The sequence below is a fragment of the Glaciecola siphonariae genome (assembly GCF_042652645.1).
Taxonomy (GTDB): Bacteria; Pseudomonadota; Gammaproteobacteria; order Enterobacterales; family Alteromonadaceae; genus Glaciecola; species Glaciecola siphonariae.
In genome coordinates, this window is sequence record NZ_JBHSGU010000002.1 from 360,062 (window position 1) to 376,819 (window position 16,758).

The window sequence follows — 16,758 nt, forward strand, 5'->3', positions numbered from 1 at the left end:
GCAGCTTTTTTATTTCAAGATATGCCCATGGTGTCCACAGCCTACATATTCAGTCGACGTCGAATGCCTTCTATCTTATTATCAATATCTTTTCCCACAGCGCCTGCCATCCTTGCTCTTTTGTAATAATGTAAGGCCTCATTAAGTCGCGCCTGTTTGTACATAATATCGGCTACTTGCACATTATATAAGCCGTTATGGGGCAGGGCGTCAGCAAGAATTTGCAGTGTTTTGAACGTCATGTCTGCGTTGTTTTTAGCCCGATAGCGCTTGAGACTTTCTTCCATCATGAATAGCCAATTAATTTGCTTTTCGAAAAGGTCTTTCCCAAGCTCTTGTTGCCAGTCTGCTGGAGCAGGAAGCTTTAGCGCTATTGGTGAATCGACGAAAGGATAGTCAGACTTTAACTTTTGAATGGTGGCAAAAGCATAATACTCTTCGCTGGGCAGCACTAAGCGTTGTTGCCATGCCTTTTCGATAGGCACGTTCTGCCATGGCTGAAACAAACCACTCCCTTTGAGTGACTGATAAAAGCTTTCAGAAAGCACAAAGTAACCTTGTAGATTTGGATGCAGATGCTCCAACATCAAATTTTGACCCACTATCCCATGAGGACTGCGCTGCTCAAAAGCTTCAAGGGTGTCGACTAAATATACATCAGGAGAGCTTTCACTGAGTTCTTCTATATGCTGGTTAATGGCAGCAGGGGCGCGAAAGCGCAGTAAGTCGTGTTCAATGGCCAGCATGTAATGTTGTTTTGCCAGGCTATACAGCGATAAGGCTTCAAGGTGTTTGGCCACTTTAAAGTGTAACTCAGCGGACTGAGAAGAGATTAACGCGCTACTTGTTTTTTGCCATTCCCCTAATGCTGCTTTACGGGCAGAGTCGGTGGAATTATCGAGCGAAGTTGCCCGCATTTTATCAAAGAGGGCCTGATGCTGAGGACTTGCTGGTAAACTCGAAAAAGGCGTTTGATCTCGCTGATTGCTGGCGACAGTTCCGATAAATACAGGAATGCCAGCGTCTTTATATTTATTGATAAGCAAAGCCATATTACGTGCGAATTGCTCAATACCCGCGTTAAACATCTCGCTTTGATATTCGATGCGCTTATGCTTAGCGACTTGCGACATTACCGTCCTTGAGCTTGCCATTTTTTCGGCTGATGTTTTTACATGAGCATTTGCAGAGTGCTCTGCGTCGGCATCTTGAAGGGTGTTTTGGGCATTGCTTTCATCAGTGCTCAGCTTTCCGTTAAGCAGGTTCGCGTTAAAAAACAGATTTTGTATGAGCTGAAACACACGCCATTGTCTTAGATATAAAAACCACAAGGTGGTGCGGTTCGCGCCGGTAAAGGTGAAATTGCTTCCTACGCCCAGAATGCCCAAATACTCATTGTGGCCGGCATAAATAAGCACCGCATCCGGTTGTTGTGCAATAATTTCATCTGCAAAATCAAGCAGGGTATAGCTGTTGACCGCTGACAGGGCCGTGCCGATCACTTCGACATGTCGACCGGGCAGGGTTTGCTTTAAACGTTGATCAAGAGTTGCGGCAAGTGACGCGCCTAAACCATAGGGAAAGCCAGCAGCGGTACTGCCGCCCTGTACAAAAATTCGCAGGCCGTTGTCAGGTTTTTGCGCCAATAAAAAATTGGCCTCCAGGCTTAAGTTAGGTTGGGCAGCATTATCTGAAAAGTATCGTTTCATGATATCCGGCCGAGGCAGTAAATACTGAGGGTTAGCCGGATTTTCAATGAACAACGGCACGTCTTTGCCAAAGCCAATAAGCCTTAATCCGCCTTCAAGCAGCAAAAAAAACACGAAGGGGATAGCGCACGCAATTACATAAAACGCAAAGCGCCTGTTCGCTTGGGGCTTAACTTTGGTCTGCTTGTTACGAGTGTTTGCCTTATTCATGGCTTTATGGCTCTTAATATTTGTTTGGCTCTAAGATTTGCTGGGTCTTGGGCAATAACTTTGTTCAAGCGCTCTATTGCTCCATTAATATCACCGAGTTTAAATATTATCTCCGCCAGTGTGAGTTGATAATTTGTATCTCGAGGATTTAAGGTGACTGCTTTTTGCGCATAGTACTGGGCCAGCGGTAAGGCGTTTGCTCTAAGCAGCAGCAGTGAGGAAATGCGGGCAACCTGATGCTGGTTCGGTAGGGCGTCAAAGAGCACGCCTGCCCCGATACCCGCTTCTAAATATCGACCTTCTTGTTGCAAGACTTCAATCAGCTTTTGCTGAATATCAACAAAACTACCACCTTCGATTCGCTCTTTGAGTAAGCGATACTCGGCGTTTGACAGCACGGACCTATCTATATCATTAATTGACACATTTTTAGGCGTGTCGGTAAATGGATAGTCTGACATCAGCTGCATGATTTTATATTGCGCAAATACAAGGTCAATCTTCGACAGCGGTTGCCAGGCTAATGCTTGGGTTTTGCTTATTTTATGCAGTGGTGCAGGCAGTAATTTAGCCTTTAGCAACGACTGATAAAACGCCTCGGCAATTTCAAAATAACCTCGATTGTTAGGGTGTAAATGCTCAAGCATTAAGGTATTGCCAATAACCCCATACTCGCTTGCCTGTCGTAAAGCGCTAGCGCTATCGACGAACCTCGCCTCATGCGTGGCACTGACCGACTTAATAATCTGGTTAAATTCGCTAGGTGCTCTAAACCTAAGCAAATCGTAGTCTCGTGCATTTTCAAAATGTATCCTAGCTTGTACAGGCTTGTGTAAAAACATGACCAAGGCTAGGGCGTACTCAAAATCAGCATGAAAGCGGTTTTTATTTTGCTCGATGAGCGGCTCATACTCGTTAATCAACTGCGTTGGAGCATTTGCGCGCTGGCCACTTCCATAAGCATTTTCAAGAACATCCCCTAGATCATAACCAAGAACCTCACCAAGAAGGTTATTGAGGTTAGCCGCTGCGCTGTCAAACTCTGTATCTACAAGAGAATTAAAGGGTGCTTGGTCCTTTTCGTTTGAAGCAATGCTACTGACAAATGCGGGCACCTTCGCACTAGAGAATGCATTGAGGATGAGCGATAAATTTTGTCTAAACTGCTCTTTGCCAGTGTTATACAGTGCACTGTTATAGGCAATGTTCTTTTCTTTGGCGACGCTAGCCATTAATGTTCTAGCACTTGATGATGCTTGCTCTTCTTGGTTAGGCGTAACGCTTTCTATAAATATGCTGGCATATATTTTTTGAAGTAATTGATAAAGTCGCCATTCTTTAAAGCGCAAGAAGAGCAGGTTTGCGTTATAGCTGCCTTTGCCAGCGTAACTTGAGCCAACGCCCATTACGCCGAGGTATTCATTGTGGCCGGCATATATAAGCACTGCGTCGGGCTCGATGGAAACTATCTCATCGGTAAAATCAAGCAGGCTAAAACTATTGATGCTCGACATCGCAACTGAAATAACTTCAACATTAAGGTTTGGATGAGAAGCATTAATTCGCTGTTGCAACATGCCCGCAGGTGAGCCAAACCGTCCGTAAGGAAAGCCGGCCATTGTTGAGCCACCCAATGTAACGATTCGAAGGGTATTAGGTGCTTTTTGTTTTGGAAACAAGTAAGTATCAGGCGCGACATCAGGTGCATGTGCAGCGGGATAAAAAAACCGCTTAATAATATCTGGATTGGGCTGTAGATATCCCGATATTTGCGCAGAGGGGATGAACAAAGGATAACTTTGACCAAAGCCGCTTAAACGCAGCGCTCCCTCGAGTAGGCCAAAAAAAATAAATGGTAGCATCACCGCAATGACGTAAAATGCAGCTTTGCGTTTGTAATTTGAATGCATAGCCCGTGGGCTCGATTTAGGGCTCATTTATCTCACTTTTTACATGGCGATAGCATTTAACGCTCATCAAATGGATGAATATGATAGCCACTAAGTGTAACCACAAGGCGCGAGTACTTCATTATAATTTTGCTATCAATAAAGATTAAACAGATAGAGGCTTTTTTTGACGCCCACACAAATAATGAATAAAGATAAACACGCGCTAGTAACATCTTGTGAATAATTTAAGTACACTCACATTTATTTAATACACACTCAAATTCGTATATATGACGGCCATTTTAGGAATATCAGCGTTTTATCACGATAGTGCCGCTGCAATTGTGGTAAACGGAAAGGTGATTGCTGCGGCGCAGCAAGAACGCTATTCACGCATTAAACACGATGCGTCCTTTCCGAAAGAGGCCATTTCGTATTGCTTGATACAAGCTAACATGAGTATAAAAGACCTGGACGCAGTGGTGTTTTACGACAAGCCTTTGCTCAAATTTGAGCGTCTGCTTGAGACATTTTTAGGCAACGCTCCGAGAGGTTTTAGAGCATTTGCTCGTGCAATGCCCATTTGGCTCAAAGAAAAGCTCTATCTCAAGAGCCTATTGCGAAGAGAGCTACGTGCGCTGTTATTTGAGCAAATAAAAACCTCAGAGAACCTAGAGCAAGTAGATGTATCGGTAATTAAAAAGCGAGTGAAGGCGACTAAACTGCCGCAGCTTTATTTCACTGAGCATCATCAATCGCATGCAGCGGCGGCTTTTTATCCTAGCCCGTTTACAAGCGCAGCGGTGGTTTGCCTTGATGGTGTGGGTGAATGGGCTAGTTCATCTATTTGGCGCGGTGAAAACAGCGAACTGGTGCCGCTGGCAGAAATTCACTTTCCTCATAGCTTAGGCTTGTTGTATTCCGCTTTTACCTATTTTTGTGGCTTTAAAGTAAACTCGGGCGAATATAAGCTCATGGGTTTGGCTCCTTACGGCAAACCTAAGTATGTTGACATCATCAAAGAGAAACTCGTGCATATTCGTGATGATGGTAGTTTTACACTTGATATGCAGTATTTTGATTTTGCGGTTGGCTCTCGAATGACCAACGCAAAATTTGCAGCCTTGTTCAATACTGACCCTCATCCCTTTGACGCGCCGATTACCCAAGTCCAAATGGACTTGGCGTCTAGCATTCAGGTTATAACCGAAGAAATTGTGCTGAAAATTGCGGCTCATGCTAAAGCGCTTACAGCGTGCTCAAACCTTTGTTTAGCAGGCGGCGTAGCCCTTAACTGCGTTGCTAATGGTAAGCTGTTAGCGTCTGGCATGTTCGAAAATATTTGGGTGCAGCCAGCAGCAGGTGATGCTGGAAGCGCGCTAGGAGGGGCACTGCAGGTTTGGCACAGTGTATTTAAAGATAAGCATCAAGACACCGCCGTGCAAGACGAGCAATGCGATGGAATGCAAGGCGCTTATTTGGGTGACGAATTTAATGATGAAGCCATTATAAAAGCGTGTGAATCGCAGGATTTACCGTTTGAGCTCTTGAATGACCAAGCGCTTTACAGTCACATTAGCGAACAGCTTGCACAAGACAAAGTGGTGGGATGGTTTCAAGGGCGAATGGAATTTGGACCGCGAGCGCTTGGCAATCGCTCTATTCTGGGCGATCCACGAAGCGCAAACATGCAGTCACAAATGAATTTAAAAATAAAACAACGAGAGTCGTTCAGGCCTTTTGCTCCAGCGGTGCTTGCTGAAGACGCTGCAAAGTGGTTTGATTTGAGCGCTACTAGCCCTTACATGCTGATGGTTGCAAACGTGCGTGAAGAGCATCGGTTAGTGCAAGAAACATCCGCATCTGCGCTAACAGGCTTAGAACAGGTGAATAATATTCGCAGCAAGCTGCCAGCAATCACGCATGTTGACTATAGCGCGAGGGTGCAAACAGTCCATGAAAACATCAATCCTCGCTTTTATGCGCTGCTTAGTGAATTTAAACGCCTTACCAATATCGGCATGTTAATTAATACGTCGTTTAACGTTCGCGGCGAACCGCCTGTGCGCAGTCCGCAAGATGCTATTCGATGTTTTTTAGCCACTGACATGGATATTTTGGTGATGTGCAACACGGTGTTATACAAAACGCAGCAGCCAGCACTCGCTATTGAACGCGCTAAACGTGTTCGATTCGCAAAAGACTGATATGAGAAGTTCATTTATGTACAAATTTGTTTTAGCCTTATCCAAACCCTTCGACAGTATCATGCTGCCCCTTGCACAACCTGAAGATAAAGACACGCTGCAGAGTTTTGCCTTGACTATGGCAGTCGCGTTTCCAGTAGTTTTCATGTTGGCGGTTCCATGGTTGTTCGCGACGTCAGTGCCCATGTGGCCTGCAGTTGTGTCTCTTTTGCTTATGGTCCTGTATATTTTTAATGCGAAAATGCTTTATGTTCCTTATGTCCTTTGGATGATTGTTGCTTCAATCCTTGGGTGGTTAAATACCAAGTTAATTTTAGCGCTAGCCTACTTTTTATTAATTGTGCCGATGGGCATATGTATGCGCTTGTTGGGTAAACTCCAATACAAATCAATAGAAAGGCAAAAGAGCGCGTGGCAAGCGCGCTCCGCACCCATTACTAAGCAAAATCTCAAGGAGCCGTTTTAAGATGATGGAGTTTATTCAAGACCTGTGGCAGTTTCTAAAGGTAAGAAAAAAGATTTGGCTGTTACCGATCATTGTAGTGCTTGCGCTACTTGGAGCGGTTGTTGTGGCTACTCAGCAAAGTGCCCTAGCGACCTTTATTTATACGCTTTTCTAATATGTTGTTTAGCTTAAATTGTCTATTTTTTTTACACTTATCAAGGTGTCTTTTTGTAAGTGCATGAATCTAATGTAAAAAATTAGGGGCATGATTTATGCAAACCCTTCTGTAAGGGCGAACAGCTACGCTGTTACGCACATACCTTTTTTATAACTCTTACAGGATATACTCATGAAAAAATTGCTAATTGCACTTTGCGCAGCAGGCGCTTTATTGGCAGGTCAGGCACACGCGGCACCTATTACGGCGACAGCGGGTGTGTTTGCCAGCGGTAATATTCAATACGATGATACCAACGGATTTGACGGAACGATGTTCTTTTCTGTGTTTGGTCCTGATGTAATGCCTCCAGCGTTTGACCAGCAAGCACAATGGTCTTTAGGTCTTGCCGCTGAGAGCTTCCTAGTTGTTAATGATGCAGATGACCAAACTAACATCATCGATGAAATCACAAACTCAGAAACGCTGGTTGATTTAGGTACTTTCGCAATGGTTGACCAATTCAACTCTGGCTTTGGTATCGCCGATTACCCAGACGTATTTACGGCATTCACCTCATTGTTAACTACGTCTACCCCCACCATTGCTGAAGTTTTTGGTGCGGTAGAGGCAATTACCACAGCCGATTTATTTACACTTGCTAGCAACTTAGTAAACGACCCACAGCTTTTGGGTTTATTAACCGCTGCTGCTAACACTGTTACCTTTGAGTTAATAGGTTTTGACGGCGTTAATGGCGAAGTAGCCATTGGTGGTGGAGCGTTCCCTATGCCTTTAGGTGCACTTGACATTGAGTTTGGCGGTTCTGCTTTCTTGCAGGCTACTTACGAAGAAGTCAATGCTCCTGCACTTGCTGGTTTATTAACACTGGTGATTGGTGGCTTGCTCCTGCGTCGCAGAGCATAATTCGGTTAAATATGAACATCAGCTTAATTATAGCTGAGCAGTCTGGGTGCAACGTGTGTAAAAACAATCGTCCATAAAAACAATAATATGCGCCAACACGACTGAAAATATAAGAATGTAACTCGCACAAATTAGGAGCTTCGGCTCCTTTTTTGTGTCTACTGCTTTATCAATGAGATGTATGTAAGGCATATTTGCCCCCAATTTCGTCAAACTTTACACCTGCCGAATAACACCTGAATACGTATGCATCTGTTTTAACAAGCTGTTAACGGTTATCCTTATCCAAAGTTTCTGATTGTTTGGGGTTTATGCATACTGTTATGGTCAAACACACATTTAAATCATCTTTAAAGTTGTCATTAATCGCGCTAAGCCTAGCGGCGTTCATAAGTGCATGTAGCGACAAGTCATCACTAAGCGAAGACGGTAATGAGCAGGAGGCAGCGCCGATGGCAGTCCAAACACAGACTAAAAACGCGCTTGGGCACCATACACTTGGGCAGGGTAAGCCGGTCATTTATCAGGTGTTTACTCGTTTGTTTGGCAACACCAACACAACAAATAAACCATGGGGCACAATCGAAGAAAATGGGGTGGGTAAGTTTGATGACTTTACTGACGAGGCGCTTCAGGGTATTCGCGAACTTGGCACCTCTTATATTTGGTATACCGGCGTTCCTCATCACGCTGTTATAAACGATTATACCGACTATGGCATCAGCTTAGATGACCCTGACGTAGTTAAAGGGCGAGCGGGTTCGCCTTACGCGGTTAAAGACTATTACAACGTAAACCCGGATCTCGCGAACGACGTTGAGCAACGCTTACAAGAGTTTGAAGGACTGATTGCGCGTACTCATGAAAACGGCATGAAGGTGATTATAGACATCGTGCCAAATCATGTGGCGCGAGATTATGACTCATTGAGCAAACCATCAGGTGAAGATAACTTTGGTGCAAATGATGATAGCTCGGTTGAATATGCACGGGACAATAATTTTTATTACATCCCCAATCAATCGTTTGCTGTGCCGCAATCAGATAGCTATCAGGTGCTAGGCGGTGATTCACATCCACTTGCCGACGGAAAATTTGAAGAAGTGCCGGCCAAATGGACCGGAAACGGCTCGCGAGAGCCACAGCCTGATATTAATGACTGGTATGAGACTGTAAAGGTGAACTACGGGGTCAAACCCGATGGGACGTATGATTTTGAACGTTTGCCGGATGAATTCAGAGTGCTAGATTACCAGGCGCATCACGCGTTTTGGGCAGACAAATCCTTGCCTGATTCATGGTATAAATTTGAGAGTATTGTGCACTATTGGCTAGATAAAGGAGTAGATGGTTTTCGCTTTGATATGGCTGAAATGGTGCCGGTAGAGTTTTGGTCGTTTTTGAATTCGTCGATTAAGACCAAGCGCCCCGATGCGCTGTTGTTAGCGGAGGTCTATCAGCCACATCTATATCGAGATTATATTGAATTAGGCAAGATGGACTACTTATACGACAAGGTTGAGTTTTACGATGCCCTCAAACCGGTTATGCAAGGTAGTGCTGGCATGTCAGCAATAGCTGATATTCAAGCAAGCATGAGTGATATTGAAGCGCATATGCTTCACTTTTTAGAAAATCATGATGAACAGCGCATCGCCAGCCCAGAGTTTGCGGGAAGTGCAGAAAAAGGTAAGCCTGCGTTAGTAGTGTCAGCATTAATAAGTCGCTCGCCTACGATGATATACTTTGGTCAAGAGGTGGGAGAGGACGGAAGTGAAGAAACCGGATTTGGAGACCCTAGCAGAACCACAATTTTCGATTATGCTGGCGTGCCAGCTCATCAACGTTGGATGAACGAGGGTAAGTTTGACGGTGCCTTGTTAAGTGATAAAGAAAAGGAGCTGCGCCAGTACTATATCGATGTTCTTAACATTTCTGCCTATCATCGTCTGATGCGGGGTGCATACGACAATATTCATGCTTTGAATATAAATGCGCAAACATCCTACTCACAGCAACAGTTTGCTTTTGTGCGCCACGACAACACTGGCGCGCTACTAATTGTGAGCAATTTTAGTAAGCAAAGTGTCAGCACACCTGTGCAATTGCCAATTGACTTGATTGTGCAGTGGGGGCTGGATGAGGGCCAGTATGTGGTTAACGACCTCATCAGCGACGAAGAAAATTATTTACAGGTTGATAGAAAGCGCAGCGCAGCTGCCATAGATGTTAATTTAGCACCCTTAGAATCGAAAGTGTATGAGCTAAGTTTTGAGGCTACCCGATGAGTCATCTATCAGTTTTCACTCTTACAAAGCGACCTGCTTTATCGGCAAAAATAATTGCACGAACACTCGCAGCAATCATTGTCAGTATTGGTCTTTTATTTGCTGCTTTTGTTAATGCGAGTACAGCAATTAGCGAAGGCGGTGCTCAAACACTTACTCAAGCAGGTGAACCCGCCTTTAACGCTACAAGGCTACATTCAGCGAAACTGTCAGGTAACGTTCTTAATTTAGAAGTTGACGGTGCAAGTGTTAGCATTAGCGCCTTAGGTGAGCAAAGTGTTGAAGTGTTTTATCAACCAGACGGGCTCAAACAGTTGCCCTCGTTTGCGTTAGCAGATGGCATTCGCTCTGGTTCAGATGTACAAGCTTCGTTGAGCAGGCAAGGCGATGATTATGTATTTTCACTTAAATCGCTGGATGTTTTTATTCAGGCAAATCCCTTTAAACTGAGGTTTAAAAAAGGCGATACCGTGCTCACAGAAGAAGAGGCCGGATTATTTGTCTTTGATACTGTAAGAGGGTTTCGATTTGCGCTAGATGACACTGAACAAATTCTAGGTGGAGGCCAGCGAGTTTTAGGCATGGACCGCAGAGGTCACAGATTGCCCCTGTATAACAAAGCGCACTATGGGTATAGCACGCAATCGAATCAAATGTATTATAGCCTTCCGGCCATTATGTCGAGCAAAAACTACATTATTGCCTTTGATAACAGCGCCAATGGTTTTTTAGATATTGGACATACTGAGAACAAGGTGTTGCAGTTTGAGGCTGATGCTGGACGCACGTCTTATATTTTCACTAGCGGTGAAAATCCTGCAGATCTCGTTAGGAATTTTGTGCAAGTCACAGGAAAGCAGCCAATGGTGCCGCGATGGGCATTAGGTAACTATGCATCTCGATTTGGATATAAAACTCAGCAGCAGACCCTCGATACGATAAACGCATTTATTGACCAAGACTTTCCTGTTGATGCAGTGGTGCTCGATCTTTATTGGTTTGGCCCCGACATTAAAGGCCATATGGGTAATTTAAATTGGCACAAACCATCCTTTCCCGAGCCTGAAAAAATGATTGCTGAATTAAAAGAGAAGGGGGTGAAGACGATTATGATCACCGAACCTTTTATTTTATCTACCTCCTCTCAATGGCAAAGTGCAGTAGACAATAAGGCGCTTGCAAAAAACCTAGCCGGCAAGCCCAGACGTTTTGATTTTTATTTTGGCAACACAGGCTTAGTAGATGTATTTGATACAAACGCGCAAGATTGGTTTTGGCAGTACTATCAGGCCTTAAATGAGCAAGGTGTTGCCGGGTGGTGGGGCGACCTAGGAGAACCTGAGGTGCACCCAGGCGACAGCCTTCATCACTTTGATGGCGACTGGGTAACCGGTGATGAAATTCACAATGTTTACGGACATAAGTGGGCGCAAATGGTGTTTGAGCGCCAGCAGCGAGCAAGACCAAACGAGCGTCCGTTCATAATGATGCGGTCGGGATTTTTAGGCTCTCAGCGTTACGGCATGATCCCCTGGACCGGAGACGTGGAACGCTCATGGAATGGCTTGAAGCCGCAAGTTGAGCTGTCGTTGCAGATGAGTCTATTTGGTTTGGCTTACACACACTCAGATTTAGGCGGTTTTGCCGGCGGTGAAAGCTTTGATGCAGAGCTTTACACGCGCTGGATGCAGTACGGCGTATTTCAACCTGTGTACCGACCTCATGCACAAGACAATATTGCCCCTGAGCCGGTTTTTCACGACCAAACCACACAAGACTTAGTGCGTCCGTTCGTAAAACTTCGTTACCAGCTTTTGCCGTATAATTATTCTTTATCGATGGAAAATAGTCTTAGCGGTTTACCTATGATGCGTCCGCTTTTTTTATCATTTCCAGATGCGGATATTTCTCGTACAGACGCTTATATGTGGGGTGATGCTTTATTGGTGTCTCCAGTAGTGTCTAAAGATGTGCGTGAGCAATCAATTGCGCTACCAAAAGGCGTATGGTTTAACTTTTTTGGTTCGCACGAGCAATCTCGTCCACGCAGTTACACAGGTGGTAAAACCGTAACCGTGCCCGCGCCGATTGATGAACTGCCGGTGCTTGTAAAAGCAGGTGCTTTTGTGCCTATGGTAGATGCCATGCAAAATACGCAGAACTACTCAACTGAGCGCTTGCACGTACGCCATTATACAGATGCGTCGGTGCGCCAGAGTAAGTACACCATGTATGAAGACGATGGCGAAAACCCAGAAAGTTTGAGTAAAGGTGAATATCAGCGCATTGAGTTTAGCAGTGAGCGTTCAGATGATCTGCTTTCATTAAAAATGACGGTGAATGGTGCCTACACCGGGGCACCGGATGCGCGCAGAGTGATGTTTAAGATTTACGGTTTAGATGTTAAGCCGAGCACGGTAAATGTAAACGCGCTCGACCATGAGTTTACCCAAAAAGCCAAAGCCACTGACAAAAACACAGACATAAATGCTCTATTGATTAACGATAGCGATGGTGTTGATGAAGCGATGCTCGCAAAGCGTGACGGTGCGGTGTGGGATCAAGCCAGCCAAACCCTATTAATATCAAGTGAAGTGAATTCGTCACTTAGCGTAGATATAGGCTTGTAGTTTTAGGCTTGAGGTAAAGCTGTGCCCACGGTTTTATGGGCCGAGTTATTTGTGATGATATTCGCAGCCTTAGTCGCTGGGCTAAACGCTGCGTTGTGTGCCAAGGCCATACTCTGCTGATAAATACTATGGGTAAACCCCAAGTGCTAATCCCAAGTACAAGCCCTAAGTACAAGCCAAGCGCTTAGAATTGATAAACAAGACCAAGCGTCAAGTCGATACCAGTGTATTTATTGATATCAAGTGCTATGCCATCAAACTGCGGGCCAAAGGTTAATTTTCCTAAATCGGCTCGCTGTAGCGCCAGACTCCACGTAAACGTGTCTGACCAATGATATTGAATGTCGGTTTTAATATGCCATGTGAAACTTCTATCGCTATAGTTAAGCGTGTAGTCTTCATTTCTGTCAAAGGTGCGCAGGTCAATGTCATGTAGTGAAATGCCTGCTGCTAGTGAAACCCCCCATTGCCATTTGTCGGCCTGATACAACGAGCGTCCAATCGATAGCATAAGTCGCTGAGTATTAATATTTGTGCGTAAATGAGCCACTCTTATTGTGTCACCGAGATGACCGTTTATATCAAAGCGATATCGATACTCGTAATATCCTTGCAGCAGCCATTCATGCCAATGCCTGCCTGCGCTAAAATATACGCCGCTAACAAAGTCCTCTGAGCTATCGTGATCGTGAGATGAAAACTGATCGCTATAAATAAAAAGCTGCTCTTGCGATGCGCCACTCAATTGGGTTTTCTCTATGCTGGTATAACTAAGCAATATGCCAGACTCAATATGCAAGCGGGTATCGTCTGCTTTAGATGGACTGCAAAATAAGACTAGCATCAGTGATATACACAAAGTTAAGACAGGGGAGGTGTGTGACGTCATTTTATTGACCAATAAGCGTAAAATTTGCGTGTGGTCAAAGAGTTGCAAGGAGTAAGCCAAAGCGGGAAAAACTGAGCCAAGGCGTGGTAAAAAAGAAGCCTTATCAAGCAGCAAGCTAAAACAAGCAAGCAAAGAGCAAGTAATACACCTCAAACAACAGGCCGCTAGAAAGCGAGCGTATTCATTTGTTTTTTAGGTCTTTTTTAAGCATGCGTAAGGGCCGTAGCGTGGCTCATAAACTGTGCGCTGCTTTGAGCGATGTAAGCTTGAACCTGCTTCAGTGTATGCTTTGCTTGCGCACTAGGAGCGCGCGTTTGCTTATTAAATCTGCCATAGCCTGCCAATAAGCAATACCAAGAAACGGCCGGATAGTATTTATCCATTTCCTGCGCCTGTAAAGTCGGCGTTATGTCCTGACCGGCATCCCATGCATCAATCACAGCGCGCAAGTTATCCGATATTGGCACAGAGCGCTTTACTTCTTGCCAGTAGGGGGTGTCGCTGCGAGTATTTATTTTGTAATGGCATACTATATAGTCGCGTATGCCTTGATAGCGTCTCGACATATGTTGATTAAAGGCCTTTCTGTCGGCGTCTACACATTCACCTTGCTTGAAGTTTGCAATAAAGCTAATCAAGGTCTCAAGTACGAGATGCAGGGCAGTGGCCTCCAAAGGCTCTATAAAGCCCTGAGAGAGCCCAAGTGCAATCGTGTTTTTGTGCCAATGTTCCTGCACTTGTCCAACCTTCATGTGAATATGCCGAGCATCTTCACCGCTAGCGTCATCACCTATGTGGGCTCTAAGTTCGGCCTCCGCCTGCGTGAAATCACAATGCGCTCGGCTAAATACATATCCGTTTCCTACCCGATTAGTAAGCGGAATACGCCATGCCCAGCCATTATTTAAAGCAGTGGCCGTAGTTTCAGAGCTAATGGGACTTATATCGTGAGAGGCTAGTGCAATAGCGCTGTCGTTTATTAAGTTATCGCTGAACGATTCAAATCCCACCTGCAAAGTTTGCTGCATCAACTGACTTCTAAAGCCCGATGCATCAACAAACCAATCGCCGTTTACTACCCCACCGTCTTCAAATAACAAGCTAGCTATGCGGCCGTCAGGATGTTGGGCAACATCTTGTACTTTATTACTAATGTGCGTTACGCCCTCTTTGCAGGCAATGTTCTGCAAATATTTCCCAAGTAGTGTCGAATCAAAATGATAAGCATAGTTAAGGGGGGCTCCGGTTTTGCCAGGCGCGACTTTCGGGCTTAGATGATGCTGAGAAAGATAAGAGGATAAAAAGTATTGGTCAGGGTTAGTGGGTGCATCAATGCCCTTAAACTTTAAATGGCAGTGGGTTAAAAAGGCAGCCGCGGTTTGTCTGTCGGTGAAAGAGGGAAAAGGGTGGAAATAGCGATTTGATTCAAGATGAGATGTCCAGTTAACAAAGCTTATTCCATTTTTGTAGGTTGCATTACATGCTGCCATCCACTGCGATTCTGGAATGTTTAGCTCATCAAAAAAGACCTTTAAATGCGGTGTAGAACCCTCACCAACGCCAATTGTTCCAATATCGGGGCTTTCTACGAGCGTGATGTCAAAGCGATGCGCGTCGAGATGACGCCTAAGCAGGTTAGCCGCCATCCATCCTGACGTGCCGCCGCCTAATATAACGACCCTTTGCATGCTATACCTCTCAATAGTTTAATGTTTCAGATTTTGTTTGCTGAGTCTTGACTGTATTTGAATACGTATGCATTCAAATAGTGTTTATGCGCCTCTCAAGGTACAATCCATTCACTTAATACAACATAATGTGTTACAAGTATTTCACAATTATGCCTGAGCCTTAGGCTTACCGCATCATTAACATAGTCTTGTTAAAACGATAATACGGTGCAGTTAATCGCACAACAACAAAAATAAAGAGCAATTTTCATGGGAAAACAACAACCGCAGTTAAGCTTTTGGCAAGTATGGAACGTAAGTTTTGGCTTTTTAGGTGTGCAGTTTGGATTTGCCTTACAAAACGCAAACGTGAGCCGTATTTTATCTGACTTAGGCGCTGACCCTCACCAACTTTCATTTTTCTGGATTGTAGCGCCGTTGATGGGCTTAATTGTGCAACCTTTTGTAGGCGCCGCATCTGATCGCACATGGAATCGAATGGGCCGGCGCACGCCGTTTATTTTCGCTGGCGCTATTGCCGCAGCAATCGGTATGTTCTTAATGCCGAATGCGCCTTTATTCGTTGCATTTGTTGCCCCGATGATTTTTGGCGTGCTTATGTTGGCGCTAATGGATGCCTCGTTCAATGTATGTTTTCAGCCATTTAGAGCGCTAGTATCAGACATGGTGCCTGCCAGTCAGCGCAATGTCGGTTACTCTGTACAGTCTTTGCTGATTAACATTGGTGCAGTAGTGGGGTCACTTCTGCCGTTTTTACTGACCAATGTCATCGGCCTCGATAATACCGCGCAACAGGGCGAAGTGGCACAAAGTGTTATGTGGGCCTTCTACATCGGCGCTACGGTGTTGCTCGGCACCGTACTTTGGACGGTGTTTCGTACTAAAGAGTATCCACCTGAGCAATATTACGCCTACAAAGGTATGGATGCTGCCCAAGTAGCCAAGCAAAACGCAGAAAGCAAACCTGTGCTAGAGCGTTTAAAAAACTTCTTCGCCTTAGTCATTCACATGCCAGTTACCATGCGCGGATTAGCGGTTACGCAGTTTTTCTCGTGGTTTTCGCTCTTTATCATGTGGGTATACACCACCAATGCGATTACCCAGCATATTTGGGGTGTGGATAAGAAATGGTTTGATCAGTCATTTTTATCCTCGCTAGATGCAATCCCGCTAGAGATTGTCGCTGCAAAAGGCGCTGCTGGTGACTGGGTAGGTATTATTTTTGCGGCGTATTCATTGTTTGCCGCAATTTTCTCCATCTTTTTGGCAAAGTTAGCAGACAAAATTGGCCGCAAAGTGGTGTATGCCTCAGCCCTCGCACTTGGTGGTATAAGCTACATAAGCTTTATGTTCTTCCAAGATTTAACACCAGTAGACGTTAATTTGCTCTTTACCCAAGTTACCGTGCCAATGGGTGCTCTTTATCTGTTGTTGCCAATGGTTGGGGTAGGTATTGCATGGGCCGCTATTTTAGCAATGCCTTACGCTATGCTAGCAGGCTCATTACCCGCGGATAAAACGGGTATTTATATGGGGATATTCAATTTTACGATTGCTGCGCCACAGATTTTAAGCGCATTAACGGCAGGGCTTATTTTAAAGTATGTGTTTGACAACGTGGCCATTAATATTATTGCGCTGGCAGGAGTTCTGATGCTGTGTGCGGCTATCTCTGTTTTCTTTGTAAAGGAAACTGAGCGCCAAGAGGCTTAA

At 44.8% G+C, this 16,758-nt stretch carries 11 protein-coding genes; 7 read left to right on the forward strand and 4 right to left on the reverse strand.

What is annotated here, in order from left to right; translation table 11 throughout:
* Positions 1-41 precede the first annotated feature (41 nt).
* Both ACFO4O_RS03065 and ACFO4O_RS03070 read right to left on the reverse strand, forming a co-directional pair.
* Complete coding sequence (locus tag ACFO4O_RS03065; protein WP_382405875.1) at positions 42-1,919, reverse strand: hypothetical protein; 1,878 nt, start codon at positions 1,917-1,919, stop codon at positions 42-44.
* Positions 1,916-3,856, reverse strand: coding sequence for an SGNH/GDSL hydrolase family protein (locus ACFO4O_RS03070; protein WP_382405876.1), 1,941 nt, complete (start codon positions 3,854-3,856; stop codon positions 1,916-1,918). The genes ACFO4O_RS03065 and ACFO4O_RS03070 overlap by 4 nt, the downstream gene beginning before the upstream one ends.
* Positions 3,857-4,101: 245 nt before the next feature.
* Here ACFO4O_RS03070 and ACFO4O_RS03075 point away from each other — a divergent pair, with 245 nt between their 5' ends.
* From ACFO4O_RS03075 to ACFO4O_RS03100, 6 genes are all read left to right on the forward strand, one after another.
* A complete protein-coding gene (locus ACFO4O_RS03075) occupies positions 4,102-6,018 on the forward strand; it encodes a carbamoyltransferase family protein (protein ID WP_382405877.1) in 1,917 nt (638 codons plus the stop codon).
* A 1-nt stretch (position 6,019) separates the two neighbouring features.
* Positions 6,020-6,484 carry an SxtJ family membrane protein gene (locus tag ACFO4O_RS03080; protein ID WP_382405878.1) on the forward strand — a complete coding sequence of 155 codons (465 nt, stop codon included), beginning with the start codon at positions 6,020-6,022 and terminating at the stop codon, positions 6,482-6,484.
* 1 nt (position 6,485) lies between these two features.
* On the forward strand, positions 6,486-6,638 hold the full coding sequence (locus ACFO4O_RS03085) for a DUF5989 family protein (RefSeq protein ID WP_382405879.1): 153 nt from the start codon (positions 6,486-6,488) through the stop codon (positions 6,636-6,638).
* 174 nt (positions 6,639-6,812) lie between these two features.
* Complete coding sequence (locus ACFO4O_RS03090; RefSeq protein WP_382405880.1) at positions 6,813-7,547, forward strand: hypothetical protein; 735 nt, start codon at positions 6,813-6,815, stop codon at positions 7,545-7,547.
* Between the two features lie 323 nt (positions 7,548-7,870).
* Positions 7,871-9,835, forward strand: a complete 1,965-nt coding sequence (locus ACFO4O_RS03095) for an alpha-amylase family glycosyl hydrolase (RefSeq protein ID WP_382405881.1) — start codon at positions 7,871-7,873, stop codon at positions 9,833-9,835.
* Positions 9,832-12,465 (forward strand): glycoside hydrolase family 31 protein, encoded by a 2,634-nt coding sequence (locus ACFO4O_RS03100; protein ID WP_382405882.1) that lies wholly within the window; start codon positions 9,832-9,834, stop codon positions 12,463-12,465. The genes ACFO4O_RS03095 and ACFO4O_RS03100 overlap by 4 nt, the downstream gene beginning before the upstream one ends.
* Before the next feature lie 184 nt (positions 12,466-12,649).
* Here the strand turns inward: ACFO4O_RS03100 and ACFO4O_RS03105 are convergent, their stop codons facing one another.
* The gene (locus tag ACFO4O_RS03105) at positions 12,650-13,354 is read right to left on the reverse strand and encodes a hypothetical protein (RefSeq protein ID WP_382405883.1); all 705 of its coding nucleotides are present in this window, start codon (positions 13,352-13,354) and stop codon (positions 12,650-12,652) included.
* 203 nt (positions 13,355-13,557) lie between these two features.
* A complete protein-coding gene (locus tag ACFO4O_RS03110) occupies positions 13,558-15,042 on the reverse strand; it encodes a tryptophan halogenase family protein (RefSeq protein WP_382405884.1) in 1,485 nt (494 codons plus the stop codon).
* 252 nt (positions 15,043-15,294) lie between these two features.
* Here ACFO4O_RS03110 and ACFO4O_RS03115 point away from each other — a divergent pair, with 252 nt between their 5' ends.
* Positions 15,295-16,758 (forward strand): MFS transporter, encoded by a 1,464-nt coding sequence (locus ACFO4O_RS03115; protein ID WP_382405886.1) that lies wholly within the window; start codon positions 15,295-15,297, stop codon positions 16,756-16,758.

Bases quoted from the DNA above. Each gene is read 5' to 3' on its own strand.
- ACFO4O_RS03065 (WP_382405875.1), bottom strand. From the start codon at position 1,919: ATGAATAAGGCAAACACTCGTAACAAGCAGACCAAAGTTAAGCCCCAA.
- ACFO4O_RS03070 (WP_382405876.1), bottom strand. From the start codon at position 3,856: ATGAGCCCTAAATCGAGCCCACGGGCTATGCATTCAAATTACAAACGC.
- ACFO4O_RS03075 (WP_382405877.1), top strand. From the start codon at position 4,102: ATGACGGCCATTTTAGGAATATCAGCGTTTTATCACGATAGTGCCGCT.
- ACFO4O_RS03080 (WP_382405878.1), top strand. From the start codon at position 6,020: ATGAGAAGTTCATTTATGTACAAATTTGTTTTAGCCTTATCCAAACCC.
- ACFO4O_RS03085 (WP_382405879.1), top strand. From the start codon at position 6,486: ATGATGGAGTTTATTCAAGACCTGTGGCAGTTTCTAAAGGTAAGAAAA.
- ACFO4O_RS03090 (WP_382405880.1), top strand. From the start codon at position 6,813: ATGAAAAAATTGCTAATTGCACTTTGCGCAGCAGGCGCTTTATTGGCA.
- ACFO4O_RS03095 (WP_382405881.1), top strand. From the start codon at position 7,871: ATGGTCAAACACACATTTAAATCATCTTTAAAGTTGTCATTAATCGCG.
- ACFO4O_RS03100 (WP_382405882.1), top strand. From the start codon at position 9,832: ATGAGTCATCTATCAGTTTTCACTCTTACAAAGCGACCTGCTTTATCG.
- ACFO4O_RS03105 (WP_382405883.1), bottom strand. From the start codon at position 13,354: ATGACGTCACACACCTCCCCTGTCTTAACTTTGTGTATATCACTGATG.
- ACFO4O_RS03110 (WP_382405884.1), bottom strand. From the start codon at position 15,042: ATGCAAAGGGTCGTTATATTAGGCGGCGGCACGTCAGGATGGATGGCG.
- ACFO4O_RS03115 (WP_382405886.1), top strand. From the start codon at position 15,295: ATGGGAAAACAACAACCGCAGTTAAGCTTTTGGCAAGTATGGAACGTA.